Here is a 19,352-nt window from a genome sequence, read left to right as displayed (position 1 = left end):
CACGACCCCCTGCTCCCAAAGCAGGTGCGCTAACCGGACTGCGCTACACCCCGAGTGCCTTATTTCTTAAAAGCGAGTGCAAAGGTAGAAACATTTTTGTAACAAACAAAGAAATATGAAGTTTTTTTAGAAAAAAATATTTTCCATAAGTTCTAAAAGCCTGAAAAACAATAGCGCTACCCGTAGTTGTTCCGTACCAAGTCCGTATCTGCTCCGTAGCAACTCCGTATCAGGTCTGTATTAGGTCCGTACCTATGAGTACGGAGATACTACGGAGCAGATACGGACTTGGTACGGAACAACTACGGACTTGGTATGCTCCCAACTTGTGAATGGTATCCTATAACAAATAGAATAAAAAGATGAAATAATATCTGGCAAAACAATATATTTCGTTTAACTTTATCCCCGCAAACAATTAGCACATCTCAACGTTACACTATAAAATAAAAGACATCATGAAAAAACAAATTTTCAGCATGGCTGTCATAGCAGTCATATTTGCTGCTTGTGGCAGTGGAACAAAAGCTCCTGTCACAGTGGTAGGTTCCTGGGTAATGCCTATTGAAGGACAACCCGGAGAAATGCAAGGCATTAAATTAGAAGAGAATGGCGAAGCATCTTCCATCAATATGCATACATTGGTATACAAAGAATGGGACCAACAAGGTGATAATTTATACCTAACAGTAAAAAGTATCGGTAACGGAATTGAAATTGAAGGGGTGGATACACTAAAAATTGATAAACTGACACCAGATTCTCTGGTATTGAGTTCCAATTACGGATACACACTGGAATATGTGAGACAACAATAACATAAACCACTTATAATAATGCCTGGCAATCTAAACATCACCAGGCATTTTTTATTTTATCTCACCAACAGTTATCTCGGACGAATTTCCCTTCGCATAAACATAACATAGGAAAGAGCAAAACAGAGAATTGTGACTGCAATCAGTCCTGTCAGTTGCGGCCATATCACCAGTAAACTTTGTCCCAAAGGAAGAGGGCTGGGTATTGCTCCCTGCACTTGCTCCATCATCAACGGTCCAAGACTCCGGACAGACGGCATCAGCAACACAGAAGTTGCCTGATTGAATAATTCGCAAGGATTAAAGGACATTATTCCCCAAACGATTTTCTGGTAGCCAACCACATAATAAGGATTCATCATCTCCGAAGGCATAAACATCCTGGCAACCCAGTTAACAATCATCGTATAGAATACGCTGAAGAACAACCATACTGCCACTGAAGCCAAAGCCGAAGTTGCCGTTTGACGGAAACAAAGTGAAAACAATATCGCCATATTCAGCCAAAGTCCCACATAAAAGATGCTTAGGATAAGAAAGAAAATAATACGTCCAAATTCTTCCGGGGTGGGCGGAATACCAATAGCAATCAATCCGGCACCCATTACCAAAAATCCCAGCACGAACAACATAACAACTATTACGATCAATGCTGCCAGAAACTTAGCGTTTATCATACAGTCACGATGAATGGGCTGTGACAATATGCGGCATAATGTTCCCTTATTCTGCTCCGAATTCATGGCGTCAAAGCCTAACGCAATACCCAGCAACGGACCTAGAAAATTGATAAACAACACAAAAGAAGGAAGAGTGCCGTCCGATATGGTAAATAACTTTAAAAAAAAGAAGGCATCTTCTGCATTGCCGGACTTGATAGCTTCGCGCATACTGGTGAGCGACGTGTACAATGCCCCCATGCAAGTAAGGGTGATGATGACAAGCAGAATAATAAACCGCCAACTACGGACATGATCTCTTATCTCTTTATTGACTATCACCCAGAAAGGCTGTTCAGCTTTGTTCATGTTTCTCGCCTCCTTCCTTTACATAGTTATTATAAATATCAATAAGTTCCACTTTCTTTCCTTCCATTTCTTTGAGATCGAGTTGTGCCAGCAATTTTCCGTAATTAAACACTCCTACACGATCACAAGCCTTCTGCACCTGATCTAAGTTATGAGAGGAAAACAGCACAGTGAGAGAATGTACTCTGCTCAAATTACGGATTAATTCAATGAATTCTTGAATTCCGGTAGGGTCGATGCCTGACGTCGGCTCATCCAGAATAACAATTTCAGGATTCTTAATCAGCACATCCGCAAGTCCCAAACGTTGCCTCATACCCCGGGAGTATTTCCCGGTCTTTTTATTTATCTGTTCGGCAAGCCCCACGCGATTCAGAAGTTCTATAGCCTTATCTTTTGCTTCTTTTTTTGAGAGACCATTCAGAAGTGCCGTATAAACCAGATTCTCCAGTCCGGTCATGTCGTCATAAAAGCCTAAATCTTCGGGGAGATAACCTATTTTCCTCTTTACTTCAATAGGGTTCATTGTGGAGTTAATCCCGCAAATTTCAACCCTGCCGGAGGTCGGTTCAGTCAGTCCCAGCATCATCAGGATAGTTGTCGACTTGCCTGCACCGTTTGGTCCCAGCAATCCGAAAATTTCTCCTTTACAAATCGACAGGTTGATATGGTTTACAGCTGTGAAATTACCGTATTTTTTCGTCAGATCGGTAAGCACAATCACTTGCTCGCTCATAATTACCTCCTTCCATATTTGCGGAACAGATAATATACGCCTCCCACAGCTACAATGATGGTTAAGATTCCTACCCAGCCCCACAGCATCGGAGTTTTTACTGCGATACGGAATTGTGCAGTAGCATTCACTTCGGGGGTCTTGGCTTCCATTGTCGCAACGTAATCACCCGGCAGAGCTTTCTTCGAAGCTTTCATCACAGCCGTTACGGTAGAAGTTTCTCCCGCCTTCAGCATTTCTATTTTGGCAGGTTCAAAAGATACCTCCCAATCTTGAGGCTTACCCGATGATAGTTGGATATCTTTCAACAAAGAAGAACCTGTGTTTCTTACCACCAATTCCAGGCGTTTCACATCTCCAGCAGTTATTTCGGTACTCAGCAATCCCCGTGGAGTGGTCAGTTCCATTTGATACGTCCCCGTAACCACCACTTCCAAATCCAAGCCAGCTGAAGTGTTACCGGCAACCGCACGCACCGAAATCTTATAATTTCCAGCTTCCACATTGGCGGGTGGAATAACATCTATTGATACGTTCTGACTGGCATTTGCTTCCACTTGTGCCGAAGTAGCCTGCTTGTAGTTGGGCTTGAAGATAACATTCCAACCTCTGGGAGCATTAGCCATCAAAGCATATAATTGCTGATCGGCAGTCTGATTCTTCAATATGGCACTGAAGGTGAATGTTGATTTTGAATTGCCCTGCATATTAGGCTGATCGGTAGTGAATTCAGTCTGATAAGTTCCTTGCTGGGCTACGATGACCGTTAGGGGAAGTTGGCAATCTCCGGCAGAGACTACGAAATTGTAGCTGCCTTTGTTTATCCTCAACGGGACTTCCAGCTTCAAATTGAAATCTTTTTTTTCATTGGGAAGGACAGCCAGTTTATTTACATTCCATCCGCCCGATTTTATTTCCCGCTTCCAACTTGAAGGTAATCCGGTAACAGCTAAGTCAGCATTGACCGGAGATTCCGAATTGTTAATCAAATCGATTTTGTAGTCAATGCTAGTTCCCGGAGAAACGGAGATTTTTGTGTAAGGAGAATAAAGAAACACACTTGATACAGAGTCAGAAGCATGTGTGTTGTTCACGGGTATCAAACCCAACAAAATAGTTAATAGCAGCAAATAATTGGTTCGCATAGTCATATGAAATTTTATGGTTAATTAAATATGAGTTATCGATTTGTGAGGCTGCAAAAATAAAAAATGGAATCATTCGCATCTGTTAAAAGCAATAAAATATCACCACATATATTTTATGATTATATAATATTGGTATTTTTTAATAAACTCAAAATAATCATTTACGCGTAAAGGTAATTCCTTAACTGAATTGCAGAGTGAAACAGCTTCCTTTGCCTGGTTCCGAATAAACAGAAATATTTCCTCCATGCTGGTTCATAATCTGCTTGCAAAGGCTTAGCCCAATACCAGAACCTGCTGTTTTTGTGGTGAAGAACGGGACAAATATTTTATCCTGCACTTCGGGTAAAATGCCCTCACCATTATCACGCACTGTAATGGTGCAGCGCCATGAAGAAAGAGAAGAAGTCACCTTGGGAGCAAAGGAAGCTTTCACTTCAATCTTGGGCACTTCACGACGGGCGGATGCTTCACGGGCATTTTTCAAAAGATTAATAAGCACCTGTTCAATTTGAGCGCGGTCCACATCCAGAACTTTGTCTGATGGCGGGAGTTCAAAATGAATCGTTTGATCCGGAAACAGTTTCTGCAAGTCTGTAAATAGTTCCTGAACAGGCACAATGGTGCAGACAGGAACCGGAAGGCGGGTAAGACGGCGGTAATTTTCGACAAATCCCAACAAGCCTTTACTACGCCGATGAATGGTTTGCATAGCTTGCAACATTACGGCATATTCCTTTTCGCCCGTTGCATCTTGCAATGTTGCAGGTACTCCACGCTCGCTCAATGTTTCGGAAAGGGAAATAATAGGAGTAATAGAATTCATGATTTCATGAGTGAGGACACGGATAAGCTTTTGCCAAGCCTCCATTTCATTCCGTTCCAACACAGAGTGAATGTTCTTCAAACTGATAAGCCGCCTTTCCATTCCACGAGCCACGAAAAGGGTAGTGGCTACGGCCATCTCCAAAGTGGCTCCATTGCGATGGATACGTATAACATGCGTTTCACCGGAAGAAAGGGTAAGAAGTTCAACCGGTAGTTGCGGTTCCTGCCCCAATTGAACAGTGGCGGCAGGATTCATCCACTCAATACGTCCGGACATATCGGTCACTAATACAGCAGTATCTACTTTATTCAGGAGGCTCTCATAGTATTGGTGCTTCACTTCCTCTTCCAGTAGGCGACCACGGAAAGCTTGCAGGGTTTCGGATAACTCCATAGCCATCTCTGTCATCAGCTTATTCTTATATGGCGGACGAAAGGTTTGCGTCATATCATTGTAACGCAGGCTATCCGTCAAACGGCGCATCATCTGCAACTGCTTCATCTGTATATAATATAGGTGCATGCCTGTTCCCAAAAGGAATAGGAACGTAATGAGCGTACTGAACCACAACTCAGCACGGAATAATACATATGCACCAATGGAAAGCACTACCAAAAGACAAATGTGCAGAATTACAACCAAAGAATACCGCTTCATATTATATGTTGTTTTTGTTCATTAAATGATAATTTATCGCGCTTTGCGCGATAAGTGACAAGCTACAAGCTACGAGTGACAAGTGCCTTTCGGTGTGATAGCCGGCGCGAATAATTATTCGCCCACGAGTACAGCGCAGCAACTCGTTACTGGTAGCTCGTAGCTCGTAACTTAATTTAGCGCTCCGCGCTAAATTATCATTTACAGACCTAATTTTTCAATCTTCCTATACAACGCAAACCGTGTAATGCCCAGATACTCCGCTGCCCTTGTCATATTCCCTTCACTCAAGCGCATCGCCTTTTCCACTGCCTGCCGTTCCAATAGTTCCAGATTAAGCACTTCTTCCTCCTTTTTAGGACGGGGAGTTGAAGCCTGAAATAAGAAATTATCAGGACGGAGCAGCGAACCATCACCCAAAATCACAGCACGTTCCATTGTGTGCTGCAACTCTCTTACATTGCCCGGCCAGACATATTTCAGTAATTTAGCTTTCGCTTCACGCGTCAGCCCACGCATTTCTTTCTGATATTTCCGGGCATAGCGTTGCAGGAAATAGTCGGCTAACAGAAGAATATCATTCCCTCGTTCCCGCAAAGGAGGAATGTGCAGTTCAATCGTATTGATACGGTAAAGTAAATCCTGCCGGAATTCTCCTTCTTCAACCAAACGACGTATATCTGCATTGGTGGCACAAATCAAGCGTACATCGATAGATACCGCCTGAGTGCTTCCCAGACGACTAATTTGCCTTTTTTCAATGGCTGTCAGCAACTTCGCCTGCATAGGTAGTGAAAGATTTCCTATTTCATCCAAAAATAACGTGCCGCCCGTTGCCACCTCCATACGTCCGGCTTTTGACTTCCGGGCATCAGTAAATGCACCTTTCTCATAACCGAATAATTCACTCTCGAATAGCTGTTCCGGAATACTTCCGAGGTCAATCGTCACAAACGGCCGCCCATAGCGAGGTGAACTGCGATAGAGCAAACGGGCTATTACATCTTTTCCCGTTCCATTCTCGCCGAGAATAAGAATATTAGCATCCGTATCACGCAATTTATCTACCGTCGAAAAGACATCCTGCATCGCGGCAGACTCGCCAATAATGGATTCTTTCGCACCACTTCCGGCACCACTCAGCACTTCCACCTGCTCTTTCAGCAGATTGACCTCGCAACGGGAACGCCGCAACTTGATGCCGGAGAAAAGCGTAGCAAGCAGCTTTTCCTTTTCCCAGGGTTTCGGAATAAAGTCTGTGGCACCCGCCTTGATGGCTCGTACCGCTTTATCCGTATCCGCATATGCTGTCATAAAGATAACGACGGCCTGCGGGTCAATGTGCAGAATTTGTTCCAGACTTTCAAAGCCTTCCTGCCCGCTAATAGCATCACGGCTAAAGTTCATATCCAACAATATAATATCTGGCTGGAAAGTTGTCATAAAATGCTCAATGCGGTCGGGAGTTACCGCCACCTTTATCTTTTCGGCATAGGGTTCCAGCAAGAGGTTGAGGGCAAAGAGTACGTCCTCATTATCATCCACTATCAATATTTTCCCAAGTTGTTCCATAGTTGTTTTTATTCTACGCAACAAAGATAGATATTATTTCCATGTGTTGTGCGTGCGGATACGCACTATTTTTGTGCGGTATAGCACACGGGATAATATGCAAAACAAAAAAGTATCTACTGATATACAACAACTTACAACTTTGGCACAGGATTTGAAACCCTTCTATCAAAAGGAACATACTATGTACAAAAATATACTTTTATCACTGATAGCCTGCGGAATCCTGGTAACCGCCGAAGCCCAGGAACGTACTCTGGAACTAACTTTAGAACAAACGATAGAGCGTGCTCGTCAGCAATCACCCGATGCGCAAACAGCCCGGCACAGTTTCCGTTCAGCCTATTGGAGCTATAAATACTACCGTGCCAATTACTTACCCGCATTGAAGCTGACTTCCGACCCGGCCTTGAACCGTGCTATCAATAAAATTACCATGAGCGATGGTAGTGTAAAATTTGTAGAACAGAATCTTCTAAGTACCGATCTCACACTAAGCCTCACACAGAATATACCCTGGACAGGTGGTACGCTATTCGTAGAAACTTCGGCGCAACGTCTTGATTTGTTCAGTGACAACACCACTTCCTGGCAGACATCACCTATAAATATCGGTTATAGTCAGGCACTCTTCGGATACAATAGTCTGAAATGGAACCGCCGCATCGAACCATTACGCTACCGAGAGGCAAAGAAAACCTATGTAGAAACTCTGGAACTCGTTGCCGCACGTGCCACGCAGAAATTCTTCGCCCTTGCCACGGCACAGAGCAATTACGAAATTGCCTCTACCAACTATGCTAATGCAGACACCTTATACATATATGCACAGGGGCGCTATAATATTGGTACTATCACTGAAAATGAAATGTTGCAACTGGAACTAAATAAACTGACCGAAGAAACCAATCGCATGAATGCACATATTGAGGTAGAAGATTGTATGCAGGAACTCCGTTCGTATCTCGGCATTCAGGAAGATGTGTTGATAAAGGTAGAGGTCAACGACCATGTCCCCAGCCTTCACATAGACCTGAATGCCGCCTTGATGACAGCAAGAGAAAACAGTCCGGACATACTGAACATGCAACGCCGCAAACTGGAGAGTGAAAGCAATGTAGCCAATGCCCGCGCCAATGCCGGTTTAAAAGCTGATCTCTATCTCCGTTTCGGACTGACGCAGACGGGAAACAAGTTGAAAGATGCTTATCACAATCCATTAGACCAACAATATGTCACTCTCGGCATCAATCTGCCTATATTGGATTGGGGACGGGGAAAAGGGCAAGTTCGCGTGGCCCGTTCCAATCGTGACCTGACATATACTCAGGTAGAACAGGATAAGACTGACTTTGAGTTGAATGTCCGCAAACTGGTACAACAGTTCAATCTGCAATCGCAACGCGTACACATTGCCGCCCGCACTGACGAAACAGCACAACGGCGTGCCGACGTAGCCCGGAGACTCTACATTTTAGGCAAATCTACCGTACTCGACCTTAATGCATCCATCAGCGAAAAGGACGCTGCAAGACGGAATTATATAACGGCATTATATAACTACTGGAGTCTGTATTATACTCTTCGCAGCATTACGCTCTATGATTTTGAACTGGATGCACCACTGACGGAAACGGAAAAGATAGAGGCGGTGATGGATGAGATGATAAGAAAATAGAAATTATAAATATGTTGAAGCACTATTTAATAGTTGCCTTGCGCAACCTGATAAAATATAAGACACAGACGATTATCAGTATAATCGGTCTGGCTGTGGGCTTCGTCAGCTTCGCCCTATCAGGTATGTGGCTGCACTACGAACAAACATATGATACTTTTCATGAAGGTGCAGACAGGGTGTATGTAGCCGGGACAACCAGTGATCTGGAAAATAGCGGCTATTCCAGCATAACTTCTCCTATGTTAGCACAACATTTAATGAATACATTTCCCGAAATAGAAAGTGCAACCTATGGAAATCGCATAGTAACCATTGAAAATACCAACAACGGGCAAACTAATTCCTGGAAGAAGATGGAAATTGACAGTACTTTTACTTCCGTACTTCCCCTAGTTTTATTGGAAGGCAGTTATCAGTTTCTGTACAACCCTGATGAAATAGCCATAACCAGACGAACTGCCCGTCAGATTTTCGGTGATGAATCGCCTATAGGCAAACCAGGACTTACACTGTCCACCACCATCACTGCTGTCGTTGAAGATTGGAAACATAGCAATTATAGTTTTGATTTGATAGGTAAACGTATACCTGATGAAAATAAACTTTGGCACTTTGCAGCCGGGCAAACATTGCTTCGCGTGATTCCCGGTACCGACATGAAAGCTTTAAAAAAGAAATTAATGGATATGGAAGTCATAGATAATGAAGGGAAAAAAATAAAATATCCAGTTATTATTACTCCATTGACAGAAGAACATTACACGCACCCAAGTACATCGGCTTTTATCCATATAGAACATATACGCTTGTTCTGCATAATTAGTTTATTAATAGTATTGAGCGCTCTTGCCAATTATTTGATAATGTATCTGATACGTATCCGTATGAGACAACGTGAATGGGCACTTCGCAAAGTAAATGGAGCTTCGAATACAGGATTGCTATTATTATTAATATCCGAACTATTAATATTATTCCTCTTAGCATTCCTTATTGGCTTGTTTTTGATGGAGATTTCTCTACCTGCTTTCAAGTTATTATCCGGTATCAATGAAAATAGTCTTTTCTTTTATAGAGAAGCGGCTATCTATATGTCGGTTGTCATATGCCTCGCCTTATTCTTCGCCTGGAGCACCTTATTCTTTCAAAGTTATTTCACATTACAGTCTGCTATTTCCTCCAGCCCTGCCAAACATTTTTCTAATATTTTCCGTCGCATAGGACTCTGGTTCCAATTAGCCATCAGCATTAGTTTTATCTTTTGCACAATAGTGATGATGCAACAATTACACCATCTTCGCACTTCTTCGGATATGGGTATTGCCCACCCGAATGTAGAGTTTGTATATTATCTTTCCGGAATACCATCAGATGATGCAGAGAACTGGGTTAGAATAATGCAGGAGATTCCGGGAATTGAGTTTCACAGAATTGCGGATGTACCATTACCAATTGGGGGTAAATCGGGTTTCTATATTGATGAATGGGATAATAAACAAGAAGCGGAAACTGAATTTATGGTGAACGATTTTCAAATTTCACAAGAAGCATTCGATCTTTTAGGAATGCAACTGATACAAGGTACTTTTCCGAAAGACTCTCGTGGCAAGCCGGCAAAGGTTCTGGTCAATGAAGCTTTTGTTAAGAAGACAGGCTGGAAAGATCCTATTGGAAAACAATTCTCCAATTATTATAGTGTATGCGGCGTAATAAAAGACATTCAACTTTCGCCTACAATTCCAGCTTCTCCAAGTGTATTTACGGTGAATCTTCTTCCTTCCAAAGACAAGAATGCTTTTACCTATCATGGCAACTATGAAGACGCCAAACGCACTATTGAAACATATGTTCAAAAAACCTACCCCAACTTCAAAATATGGACTCAAAGTGTTGCAAAAATGATAGAGGACTTACTGGCTTCGGAACGTGCATTAATGAAGTTACTTTCAGTAGCATCCGCCGTTTGCATTATTATTGCTATTTTTGGTATTTTTTCTTTAGTCAGCCTCTCGTGCGAACAACGTCGCAAAGAAATTGCTATCCGAAAAGTGAATGGGGCAACGATAAAGGATATTATTCTCATTTTTCTTAAAGAGTACATGGGGTTGCTGGCTTTGGCTGCAATAGTTGCCTTTCCTACAGGATATATCATCATGAAGCGATGGTTGGAAACTTATGTTATCCAAACACCTATATCCTGGTGGAGCTATGTAGCTATTTTGATAGTAATCATCATCATCATTTTTTCCTGTATTGGGTGGCGAATATGGCAAGCAGCACGGAGGAATCCGGCAGAAGAAATTAAAACAGAATAAGGGACATTATATATAATCAGATTATAAACAAAAAATAAATAACATCATGGATATTAAACTCGAAAAGAAGCCTTGGTACATCCGTTACCGTTATTATCTGGCAGGAGGCGTGGCTTTCCTCGCTTTCCTCGTCTACGTCATCATCCTTTCTGCTGGTCCGAGCAAACTTCGCATCGACCAAGAAAATGTGCAGATTGCCGAAGTGAAGAATGATAAGTTCATGGAATATGTAGATGTGGAAGGACTTATCCAGCCTATTCTCACCATCAAAATCAATGCCCGTGAGTCAGGAAGCGTGGAACGCATCATAGGCGAGGAGGGAAGCTTACTCCAAAAGGGGGATACCATTCTTATGCTTGAAAATCCCGATCTTTTGCGAAGCATCGAAGACCAGCGCGATGATTGGGAAAAGCAACTGATAACTTATCAGGAAAAAGAAATCGAAATGGAACAAAAAAGCCTGAACCTGCAACAACAAACTTTGCAGACCAACTACGAACTGGATCGCCTCAAGAAAAGTTTCGACCTCGACAAGGAAGAATATAAAATGGGAATCAAGAGCAAAGCTCAACTGGAAGTTTCCGAAGACGAATACAACTATAAAGTGAAAAATGCCCAGCTACAACGCGAAAGTCTTCGTCATGATTCCGCCGTGACCGTTATCCGTAAGGACTTAATCCGCAATGACCGCGAACGTGAACGCAAAAAGTATGAACGTGCCTGTGAACGACTGGAGAATTTAATAGTAAAAGCTCCCATCACCGGACAGCTCAGCTTCGTAAAAGTAACTCCGGGACAACAAGTTTCATCCAATGAAAGTATTGCGGAAATCAAGGTGTTAGATCAATATAAGATTCACACTTCCCTCAGTGAATACTACATAGACCGCATTACAACAGGACTTCCCGCCACAATTAATTATCAGGGACGCAAATATCCGCTTCGCATCACCAAAGTAGTGCCCGAAGTAAAAGACCGCACTTTCGATGTAGACTTGGTATTTACCGGAGAAATGCCTGACAACGTACGTGTAGGTAAAAGTTTCCGAGTGCAAATAGAACTGGGACAGCCGGAACAGGCTATTGTTATCCCTCGTGGCAACTTCTATCAATCCACCGGTGGACAATGGATATACAAACTGAATGCATCCAAAACCAAAGCTACACGTGTTCCTCTTAGCATCGGACGCCAGAATCCCCAACAATACGAGATTACAGACGGTTTACAGCCGGGAGATTGGGTAATTACAACGGGATATGATAACTTTGGCGAAGCGGAAGAATTGATATTGAAATAAGAACGAATATGAAAACACTCAAATACGCCTGGCGTTTCCTTATACGCTCAAAGTCATATACCATCATCAACTTGCTGGGACTTGCTTTCAGTCTGGCATGTTGCATTATCCTGGTCCGCTATATCCACAGGGAGCTGACAGTAGACAGCCATTGCATTGACCGGGAACAGGTCTATGGTATCAAAAGGGACATAAATGGTAACATATATCTGTCCACCCTTATAAACAGAGGAGACAGCAGTCTTATCGACCAACGCCATATTAATAAGCAAACCAGTTTCATTCCGTTGGAAAAAGACTATGTGATGGTGGGGACAAACCGTTTCTCTTCACGGATGATTGTGACGGATAGCTTATTCTTTCAACTGTTCCGTTATCCGGTAGTACAAGGCAACATTACATTACGCTCTCCTCAATCTGCCTTGATTACTGAAACTTTTGCCCGGAAACTTTTTGGAAAAGAAAATCCTGTGGGCAAAGTGATGCGCAGTTCCAGTGGCAAAGATGTAACGATTGAAGGCGTATTGGGTAATCTGGAAAACAAGACCTTCTTGCAATTTGATGTAGTATTATCCCAAACTTCATCCAGCAGTTGGGAACGCATGCCTATAGATTTATTTTCATTCATGCCGGGAACCGATATGGATAAACTGAATAAGGCAGGGCATAATCCCCAATATGTAAATTCTCCCGAAAGTGGTGACACACGTACCTATACTTATTCTTTTATCCCGGTCAAGCAGTTCTATTGGGACACTTCCATCAGTAATGAAGAACCATTAATGTTCTTTACCGGTAGTTACCCCCATCTATTAATTATGATAGGAGTATGCTTGCTGGTATTACTGACAGGTATCATCAATTTCATCAACATCTACCTGGTAGTCATGCTTAGGAGAGGAAAGGAGTATGGGTTAAAGAAAGTGTTCGGTGCAAGAGGAAAGGAATTATTTTTTAATATATGGACAGAAAATACATTGCTGGTATCAGCCGCTATGCTGATAGCCTGGTTGTTCATAGAAATAAGTGCCACACCTGTGAAGAGTCTGTTCAATTATCACTTTGTTTATACTGCATTCGACTGGCAATTATCGTTAGCTATATTAATAATGCTGCCATTGATTACCTCTGTCTATCCGTTTATAAAATACAATTATACCCCGCCTATAATTTCAATTCGTTCTATCAGTTCGGAAAATCGTTCGGTACGTTCACGTATCCTGTTTTTGGGAATTCAGTATATGCTTACCTTCTTGTTGGTGGTGCTCTCACTCTACTTCAACAACCAGTTGGATGTATTGCTCAATACTGAACCTGGTTTTCGCACGAAAGATATTATCATTGCCCAGTTGGCCTATGAATCCAAAGACTTCAGTTCTTATACTGATGAAAGTATGAAGCTGCGTGAGGAGCGGATAGAAGCATTGGACAATGAACTCTCCTCGTGTCCCTACATAGAAGATTTTGAAGCCAGTTATATTGATATTCTCAAAGGCGATTACGGCAGCAATTACATAAGTGACGAAGGGAAGAAGGTTTACCTGAACATGCGTTTCGCAACACCTCATTTCTTCCATATTTATAATATAAAACTTATCGAAGGAGAACTGCCTAACCTGGAAGATAAAGGTTTCTGGGGAGTGCTGGTAGTAAACCGTGCTGCTATGGAGGCTTTGGGCTACACCACTTGCCAAGGTGCCAATGTCACAGAAGAAAACCCCTTACAAAGAGGGACTTCCGGTCAATCCCAGCCTATCGTAGCTGTTGTGGATGATTATTATGGTGGGCATTTATCTCTGGGAAAGAAGCCAACCGTCTATATGGTAAGTAACCGCATGAGTGGTGACGTTTATCAGATAGCTTGTACGCCGGGCAAGAAGAAAGAAGTACTCGACTTTTTACGCAAGACAGAATTGAAGATTTATGGAAGTGAGGACTTTGAATATAGTATCTTGGAAGAAGATGTAAAAGCAATCTATGCTAAGGATCAACAAATAGCTATTATCTATTCCGTCTTTGCCTGTATTGCTATAGCTATTGCCAGTCTCGGATTATTCGGTATTTCTCTGTTCGACATTCGCCAGCGTTATCGTGAAATCACAATCCGCAAGGTAAATGGTGCACAATTGAAAGACCTTTATCCACTGCTGTTACGTAAATATATGGCAGTGTTGGGTGTCGCATTCTTGTTAGTGATCCCTCTTTCCTGGTATATTATTCATGTATATACAAGTGGTTTTGCCGTAAAAGCGCCTGTTACCATCGGTATATTCATAATAGGTTTAGTGATAGTTGCAGTTATTTCATTGGGCACATTATTGTGGCAAGTACGAAAAGCAGCCAATATAAATCCGGCTGAAATTATGAAATATGAATAATAGGATATAATAATACAGGAAAATAATAGAATAAAAATATGAAAACACTCAAATACGCTTGGCGTTTCCTAATACGCTCTAAATCATATACAGCTATTAATATTATCGGGCTGGCACTGAGTTTGGCATGTACTATCATATTAGTCCGCTACATTCATCGGGAACTTCAAGTAAATGCACATTGCACAGATGCTGAAAATGTCTATATTCCACTTCGCGATATAGATGGCAATGTATTCCCGGGTAGTGTAGGGGCAGATAGCGGAGCAGACACTATTTATTTTCAGCCTGAAGCTATCAAAGAAAGAAGTAATTTCATTACATTCTGCAATGATAATGTGACGATTGATGAAAAGCCTTATGCTGTCCAAGTATTAGTAACTGATACAGCTTTCTTCCATTTCTTTAATTATCCGTTGAAAGGCAAACGGATGGTAGCTCCGGAAGAGGCTCTTATCACCCGGAAATTCGCTAAGCGTGTATTTGGAGAAAAGAATCCGATAGGGCAGATTATGGAATATTCCGGAGGCAAACACCTCACTATTTGTGGCATATTGGATGAACCGGCATGTAAATCTTCACTGACATTTGATGTTGTGGTAAACCTCAACCTTAAAACAAGAAGAGAATGGAGCAGAATGTATGTTGAACTTCTACGTTTCATGCCCGGAGTCGATGTGAATGCTATTAATGCTTCCAGTAACGTCTACCGCCAGACATCACAAGGGTTTAGAATACGGTATAACTTCGTACCCGTCAGTCAACTTTATTGGAACAAAGAATTGGCAGCTTCCGGCGATGACCCCGAGATATGGCATTACAGTAGCCGTTCCCACATCCTGATACTCACCGGAGTATGCTTACTATTATTGTTGGCAGGTATATTGAACTTTGTCAATATCTATCTGGTCTTTATGTTAAGGCGTTCCAAAGAATACGGCGTGAAGAAAGTCTTCGGTGTACAGGGACGCACTCTCTTCATGCAACTATGGACAGAGAATGCATTAATGATATCCATCGCTTTACTACTGGCATGGTTTTTCATCGAAATATTCTCCGGATATGCCAATCGATTGCTTGATAGTGACATTCCTTATACCGCTTTTGACTGGCAACTGTCATTAGCTGCTTGGCTTCTTCTACCATTAATTACCACTATTTATCCTTTTATCAAATACAATTATCTACCACCCATCATATCCATACGCTCCATCGGAGGATCACGCCAATCAGTTGCAACCCGTACAGTATTCCTGTTTGTACAGTATAGTATCACTTTATTGCTCATTATACTATCATTGTATTTCAGCAGTCACCTCCACTTTTTGCAAGATACTCCTCCGGGATTTCGGACAAAGGGCATATTGTATGCCAATTTAGTACCTCTCTCCAAAACTTGGTATTTAGAGAGTGATGAACAAAAAAAGAAACACCGGCAAGATGCTCAGAGCATTGAGCAAAAGCTGGAAGAATGTCCCTTCATCGAACAGTGGTTCCGTGGAGAACCGTCACATTGCGGCATTTTAGGAGCAGGAAGCGCAAGTACATCCACCCTTATAAATGATAAAGACGTGAAACAAAATATGCCGTTGATGTGGGTTCCCCTCGACTTTTTCAATTTTTATGAGTTACGGATGAAAGAAAATGCATTGCCCGATAAAATTGAAGGACGCAATAAATATCTGGTAGTCATGAATGAAGCTGCCATGAAGTCATTCGGCTATACGAAACGTGATGAAGCCTTTGTCAGGGGAGAACAAGCTCTTTGGATTTCCATGGGTATGGATGGAAATATTATAGAAGGCGGTACATCTTTGATGCCCGTAGAAGCAGTCATAGAAGACTACTATACCGGACATCTTACTGCCGGTAAAAAGCCTCTTGTATTCATGGTATCTCCCAATGGAGGTGGTTCGCAATACCAGATAGCCTGTAAAAACGGAAAAGAGAAAGAGCTCATCTCTTATCTGAAAAAGGCCAGACAGGAGATTTTCAATACCGAAGAATTTGACCGTCACTGGCTGGAAGAAGATGTGCAGGCACTGTATCGCGAAGATCGGCGTGTGTCAACTGTCTTCACGCTTTTCTCCGCCATTTCCATCTTTGTTTCAGCTCTGGGATTGTTCGGACTTTCCTTGTTCGATATCCGCCAACGTTACCGCGAAATAGCCATCCGGAAAGTGAACGGAGCACAGTTACGGAATTTATATTCAATTTTATTCCGCAAATATATATGGGTGATAGGAGGGGCAACGCTGCTTACCGTACCATTATCTTACTATCTCATAGACATTTATACAAAGGATTTCGTTGTTAAAGCACCTGTCAGTATATCCATATATGTGATTGCCATACTAACTGTTGCAGGCATTTCACTGGGCACTTTGTTATGGCAGGTGAATAAGGCCGCACGCATTAATCCGGCAAAGATTATGAAAACAGAATAAAAACAACATAACATATGAAACAAATTCTACTATCCATACGCATGTTATTGCGGTTTAAGGTGTATACCTTTGTCAATTTCATAGGGTTAGCAATTAGTCTTGCCTGTGTATTTACCATAACACGATATATTCATCAGGAGAATACAGTAGACCACTGTTATCCGGAATACAAACGGATTTGTTTTATCGAACGTACTATCAGCGACGGCACCAAAGAACTGTCCGGATACCAATCTGACTTAGAGAAAGATCCGGCAGTAGAACGTTATGCGTCATTCACTCCATGTACCGATTTGGTTATGGATTTTGGGAAACAAGAAATTACTGTAAATGCCCTGTCCGTAGACAGTACATTCTTTAGTATCTTTCCTCATCCCATATATATGGGCAACGGGAAAATAAAGCGCCCCAACGATGCGCTCATAACTAAAGAGTTTTGGCTTCATTCCCTCAATGGAGTACCCAATCCTATAGGCTTGACTTTTAAAAACTCCGTCGGAAGAAAGTTTCACATTGTAGGTGTATTAGATACTCAGGAAACCAAAACATCATGGCTGCCGGACATGTTTTTATCGGACGAACTGGAAGAATTATGGTTTTCAAATCCGAAATATGCCGTAATTATGGTACCAGGCACAGACATAGCCCAATTGAATAAAAAATATGATAAAGAACAGCCACGAGACGAATGGAGTACATTCCAGACCATGCATTACCAGTATTTGCCACTGACAGATTATTATTATACAACCTCTCATGAAGAGTCAGCGTTATCGCAGCACGGGAATAAAGATTATATTCGTGTATTATGGATTGTAGCCTTTCTGGTCGGTATTATAGGTATACTGAACTTTACCAATATTTATACAGTCATCATGTCCAAACGTGCCCGGGAATTTGGCATAAAAAAAGTATATGGAGCAGGTAGAAAAGAAATCTTTCTTCAGATATACATTGAGAATATGCTACTCTCAGGAGCTGCACTGTTTATTTGTTGGTTGATTATTGAAATTACCAGACATTTGTTCTACAATGAGATGTATATTCCTACGAACTCAAATTTAAAGTTTGACCTGAATATATCTCTTCTTATTTTATTTGTGCTTCCATTGCTAACCACATTTTATCCATTTATAAAATTTACTCATAACACTCCGGTTTCTTCCATGCGCGAACTTTCTTCCACGCATTTCTCTGTCCGTTCACGCATGCTTTTTCTTGGCTTTCAATATGTCATCACTATTTATATGATTGTCATGTCGCTTTTCTTCGTACGGCAACTTGAATACATGCTTCATTCCGACCTCGGTTTCCGTACTCATGATGTGATAGAATGCAAGATGTATGTTTTCAAAGGAGGGAGTTCATTTCATGAGAAAGAGAAAGAAGATCTTTTGAAAGAAGGGAAAATACAACAGGCTAATAAAGAGTTAGTAAACAAACGAATGAGTGAAAGCACATTATTTACTCATTGGAGCAGAATATCAATGCCGCTTCATTACTCCAAGTATTCACGTTACGCTCTCAACCGTGCAGAGAATGGTTTCAAGCAGGTACTACGAGTTAGAATGTCTCCACGCTATATGGAATTATTCGGATTCCAACTACTGGAAGGCAGGTTATGGAATGACTCAATAGATGAGATGTTTACCAAAAACAGTTTTAAATGTATCATAAACGAATCTGCTAAAAAAATATTTGGCGTCAAGGATATCACGCGTGACAAACTTCAGGGTGAGGATAAAAGTTGGGCTTCCAGTAATGTTCCATCTGGATACAATCCTCCACTTGAAATTGTAGGGGTTGTAAAAGATTTTAATGTCAGACATTTATCACAGTCTACCGCTCCCATGATTATCGAATATTTTGACGAAAAAATTGAACTTACTATTGTTACGGCTTCATATCCGCACGAAAAACGTGCAGAAGTCATCGACTTCTTGCGTAAATTATATGAAGAAGCTACGGGAAACACTAATTTTGAATATAAACTGATAGAAGATGAAATAGCTACCATGTACGACGAAGATCGCCAGGTTGTGGATATCTATTCATTGTTTGCCAAAGTTGCCATTCTTATATCATCCTTGGGACTATTGGCCATTTCTTTATTTGATATCCGCCAGCGTTACCGGGAAATAGGATTGCGTAAAGTAAATGGGGCACAAGGGAAAAACATATACCCTTTACTCATCAAAAAATATCTCTCAGTATTAGGGATAGCCTCATTAATAGCTATTCCGTTATCATTCGGAGCGATAGTCCTCTATTTAGAAGACTTTGCCCATAAAGCCCCCATCACTCCCGATCTATTTATTATAGGCATAGGCGCGACAGCCTTGATTTCACTATTGACTATTATCTGGCAGATTTATAAAGCAGCCAATGTAAATCCGGCAGAAGTGATTAAATATGAATAAAAGTAATAACTCTATAAAAGTAGAAT

The 19,352-nt window shown here is 41.6% G+C and carries 12 protein-coding genes; 7 read left to right on the top strand and 5 right to left on the bottom strand.

The features are described from left to right. Positions 1–458: 458 nt before the first annotated feature. Positions 459–818 carry a lipocalin family protein gene (locus QZ135_RS11745; protein ID WP_294609196.1) on the top strand — a complete coding sequence of 120 codons (360 nt, stop codon included), beginning with the start codon at positions 459–461 and terminating at the stop codon, positions 816–818. Between the two features lie 71 nt (positions 819–889). Here QZ135_RS11745 and QZ135_RS11740 read toward each other — a convergent pair whose 3' ends face one another. The 5 genes from QZ135_RS11740 to QZ135_RS11720 form a co-directional block, all read right to left on the bottom strand. Continuing rightward, on the bottom strand, positions 890–1,846 hold the full coding sequence (locus tag QZ135_RS11740; RefSeq protein WP_294609194.1) for an ABC transporter permease: 957 nt from the start codon (positions 1,844–1,846) through the stop codon (positions 890–892). Further along, positions 1,833–2,582, bottom strand: coding sequence for an ABC transporter ATP-binding protein (locus tag QZ135_RS11735; protein WP_294609192.1), 750 nt, complete (start codon positions 2,580–2,582; stop codon positions 1,833–1,835). Before QZ135_RS11735 ends, QZ135_RS11740 begins: the two co-directional genes overlap by 14 nt. A gap of 2 nt (positions 2,583–2,584) precedes the next feature. After that, positions 2,585–3,733: an NEW3 domain-containing protein gene (locus QZ135_RS11730; protein WP_294609190.1), complete on the bottom strand. Its 1,149-nt coding sequence runs from the start codon at positions 3,731–3,733 to the stop codon at positions 2,585–2,587. 178 nt (positions 3,734–3,911) lie between these two features. Then, positions 3,912–5,216: an ATP-binding protein gene (locus tag QZ135_RS11725; protein WP_294609188.1), complete on the bottom strand. Its 1,305-nt coding sequence runs from the start codon at positions 5,214–5,216 to the stop codon at positions 3,912–3,914. A gap of 201 nt (positions 5,217–5,417) precedes the next feature. Next, positions 5,418–6,788: a sigma-54 dependent transcriptional regulator gene (locus QZ135_RS11720; RefSeq protein WP_294609186.1), complete on the bottom strand. Its 1,371-nt coding sequence runs from the start codon at positions 6,786–6,788 to the stop codon at positions 5,418–5,420. 184 nt (positions 6,789–6,972) lie between these two features. Here QZ135_RS11720 and QZ135_RS11715 point away from each other — a divergent pair, with 184 nt between their 5' ends. From QZ135_RS11715 to QZ135_RS11690, 6 genes are read left to right on the top strand one after another with little or no spacing between them, the layout of a single operon-like run. Next, positions 6,973–8,466, top strand: coding sequence for a TolC family protein (locus tag QZ135_RS11715; RefSeq protein ID WP_294609184.1), 1,494 nt, complete (start codon positions 6,973–6,975; stop codon positions 8,464–8,466). A gap of 11 nt (positions 8,467–8,477) precedes the next feature. Beyond that, the gene (locus QZ135_RS11710; protein ID WP_294609182.1) at positions 8,478–10,784 is read left to right on the top strand and encodes an FtsX-like permease family protein; all 2,307 of its coding nucleotides are present in this window, start codon (positions 8,478–8,480) and stop codon (positions 10,782–10,784) included. 46 nt (positions 10,785–10,830) lie between these two features. Next, entirely contained in the window at positions 10,831–12,081 is a 1,251-nt protein-coding gene (locus QZ135_RS11705; RefSeq protein WP_294609180.1) for an efflux RND transporter periplasmic adaptor subunit, read from the top strand. 8 nt (positions 12,082–12,089) lie between these two features. Beyond that, complete coding sequence (locus QZ135_RS11700; protein ID WP_294609178.1) at positions 12,090–14,459, top strand: ABC transporter permease; 2,370 nt, start codon at positions 12,090–12,092, stop codon at positions 14,457–14,459. A 38-nt stretch (positions 14,460–14,497) separates the two neighbouring features. Beyond that, positions 14,498–16,906, top strand: a complete 2,409-nt coding sequence (locus QZ135_RS11695; protein WP_294609176.1) for an ABC transporter permease — start codon at positions 14,498–14,500, stop codon at positions 16,904–16,906. A gap of 14 nt (positions 16,907–16,920) precedes the next feature. Beyond that, the gene (locus QZ135_RS11690; protein WP_294609174.1) at positions 16,921–19,326 is read left to right on the top strand and encodes an FtsX-like permease family protein; all 2,406 of its coding nucleotides are present in this window, start codon (positions 16,921–16,923) and stop codon (positions 19,324–19,326) included. Positions 19,327–19,352 lie beyond the last annotated feature (26 nt).

The organism is uncultured Bacteroides sp., from assembly GCF_905207245.1.
In the GTDB taxonomy this organism is placed as follows: Bacteria; Bacteroidota; Bacteroidia; order Bacteroidales; family Bacteroidaceae; genus Bacteroides.
This window is presented reverse-complemented; position numbering and strand designations above follow the sequence as displayed.

Excerpts from the sequence above, each read along its gene's own strand:
- QZ135_RS11700 (WP_294609178.1), top strand. The coding sequence starts at position 12,090 with ATGAAAACACTCAAATACGCCTGGCGTTTCCTTATACGCTCAAAGTCA.
- QZ135_RS11745 (WP_294609196.1), top strand. The coding sequence starts at position 459 with ATGAAAAAACAAATTTTCAGCATGGCTGTCATAGCAGTCATATTTGCT.
- QZ135_RS11690 (WP_294609174.1), top strand. The coding sequence starts at position 16,921 with ATGAAACAAATTCTACTATCCATACGCATGTTATTGCGGTTTAAGGTG.
- QZ135_RS11720 (WP_294609186.1), bottom strand. The coding sequence starts at position 6,788 with ATGGAACAACTTGGGAAAATATTGATAGTGGATGATAATGAGGACGTA.
- QZ135_RS11725 (WP_294609188.1), bottom strand. The coding sequence starts at position 5,216 with ATGAAGCGGTATTCTTTGGTTGTAATTCTGCACATTTGTCTTTTGGTA.
- QZ135_RS11740 (WP_294609194.1), bottom strand. The coding sequence starts at position 1,846 with ATGAACAAAGCTGAACAGCCTTTCTGGGTGATAGTCAATAAAGAGATA.
- QZ135_RS11695 (WP_294609176.1), top strand. The coding sequence starts at position 14,498 with ATGAAAACACTCAAATACGCTTGGCGTTTCCTAATACGCTCTAAATCA.
- QZ135_RS11705 (WP_294609180.1), top strand. The coding sequence starts at position 10,831 with ATGGATATTAAACTCGAAAAGAAGCCTTGGTACATCCGTTACCGTTAT.
- QZ135_RS11715 (WP_294609184.1), top strand. The coding sequence starts at position 6,973 with ATGTACAAAAATATACTTTTATCACTGATAGCCTGCGGAATCCTGGTA.
- QZ135_RS11735 (WP_294609192.1), bottom strand. The coding sequence starts at position 2,582 with ATGAGCGAGCAAGTGATTGTGCTTACCGATCTGACGAAAAAATACGGT.
- QZ135_RS11710 (WP_294609182.1), top strand. The coding sequence starts at position 8,478 with ATGTTGAAGCACTATTTAATAGTTGCCTTGCGCAACCTGATAAAATAT.
- QZ135_RS11730 (WP_294609190.1), bottom strand. The coding sequence starts at position 3,733 with ATGACTATGCGAACCAATTATTTGCTGCTATTAACTATTTTGTTGGGT.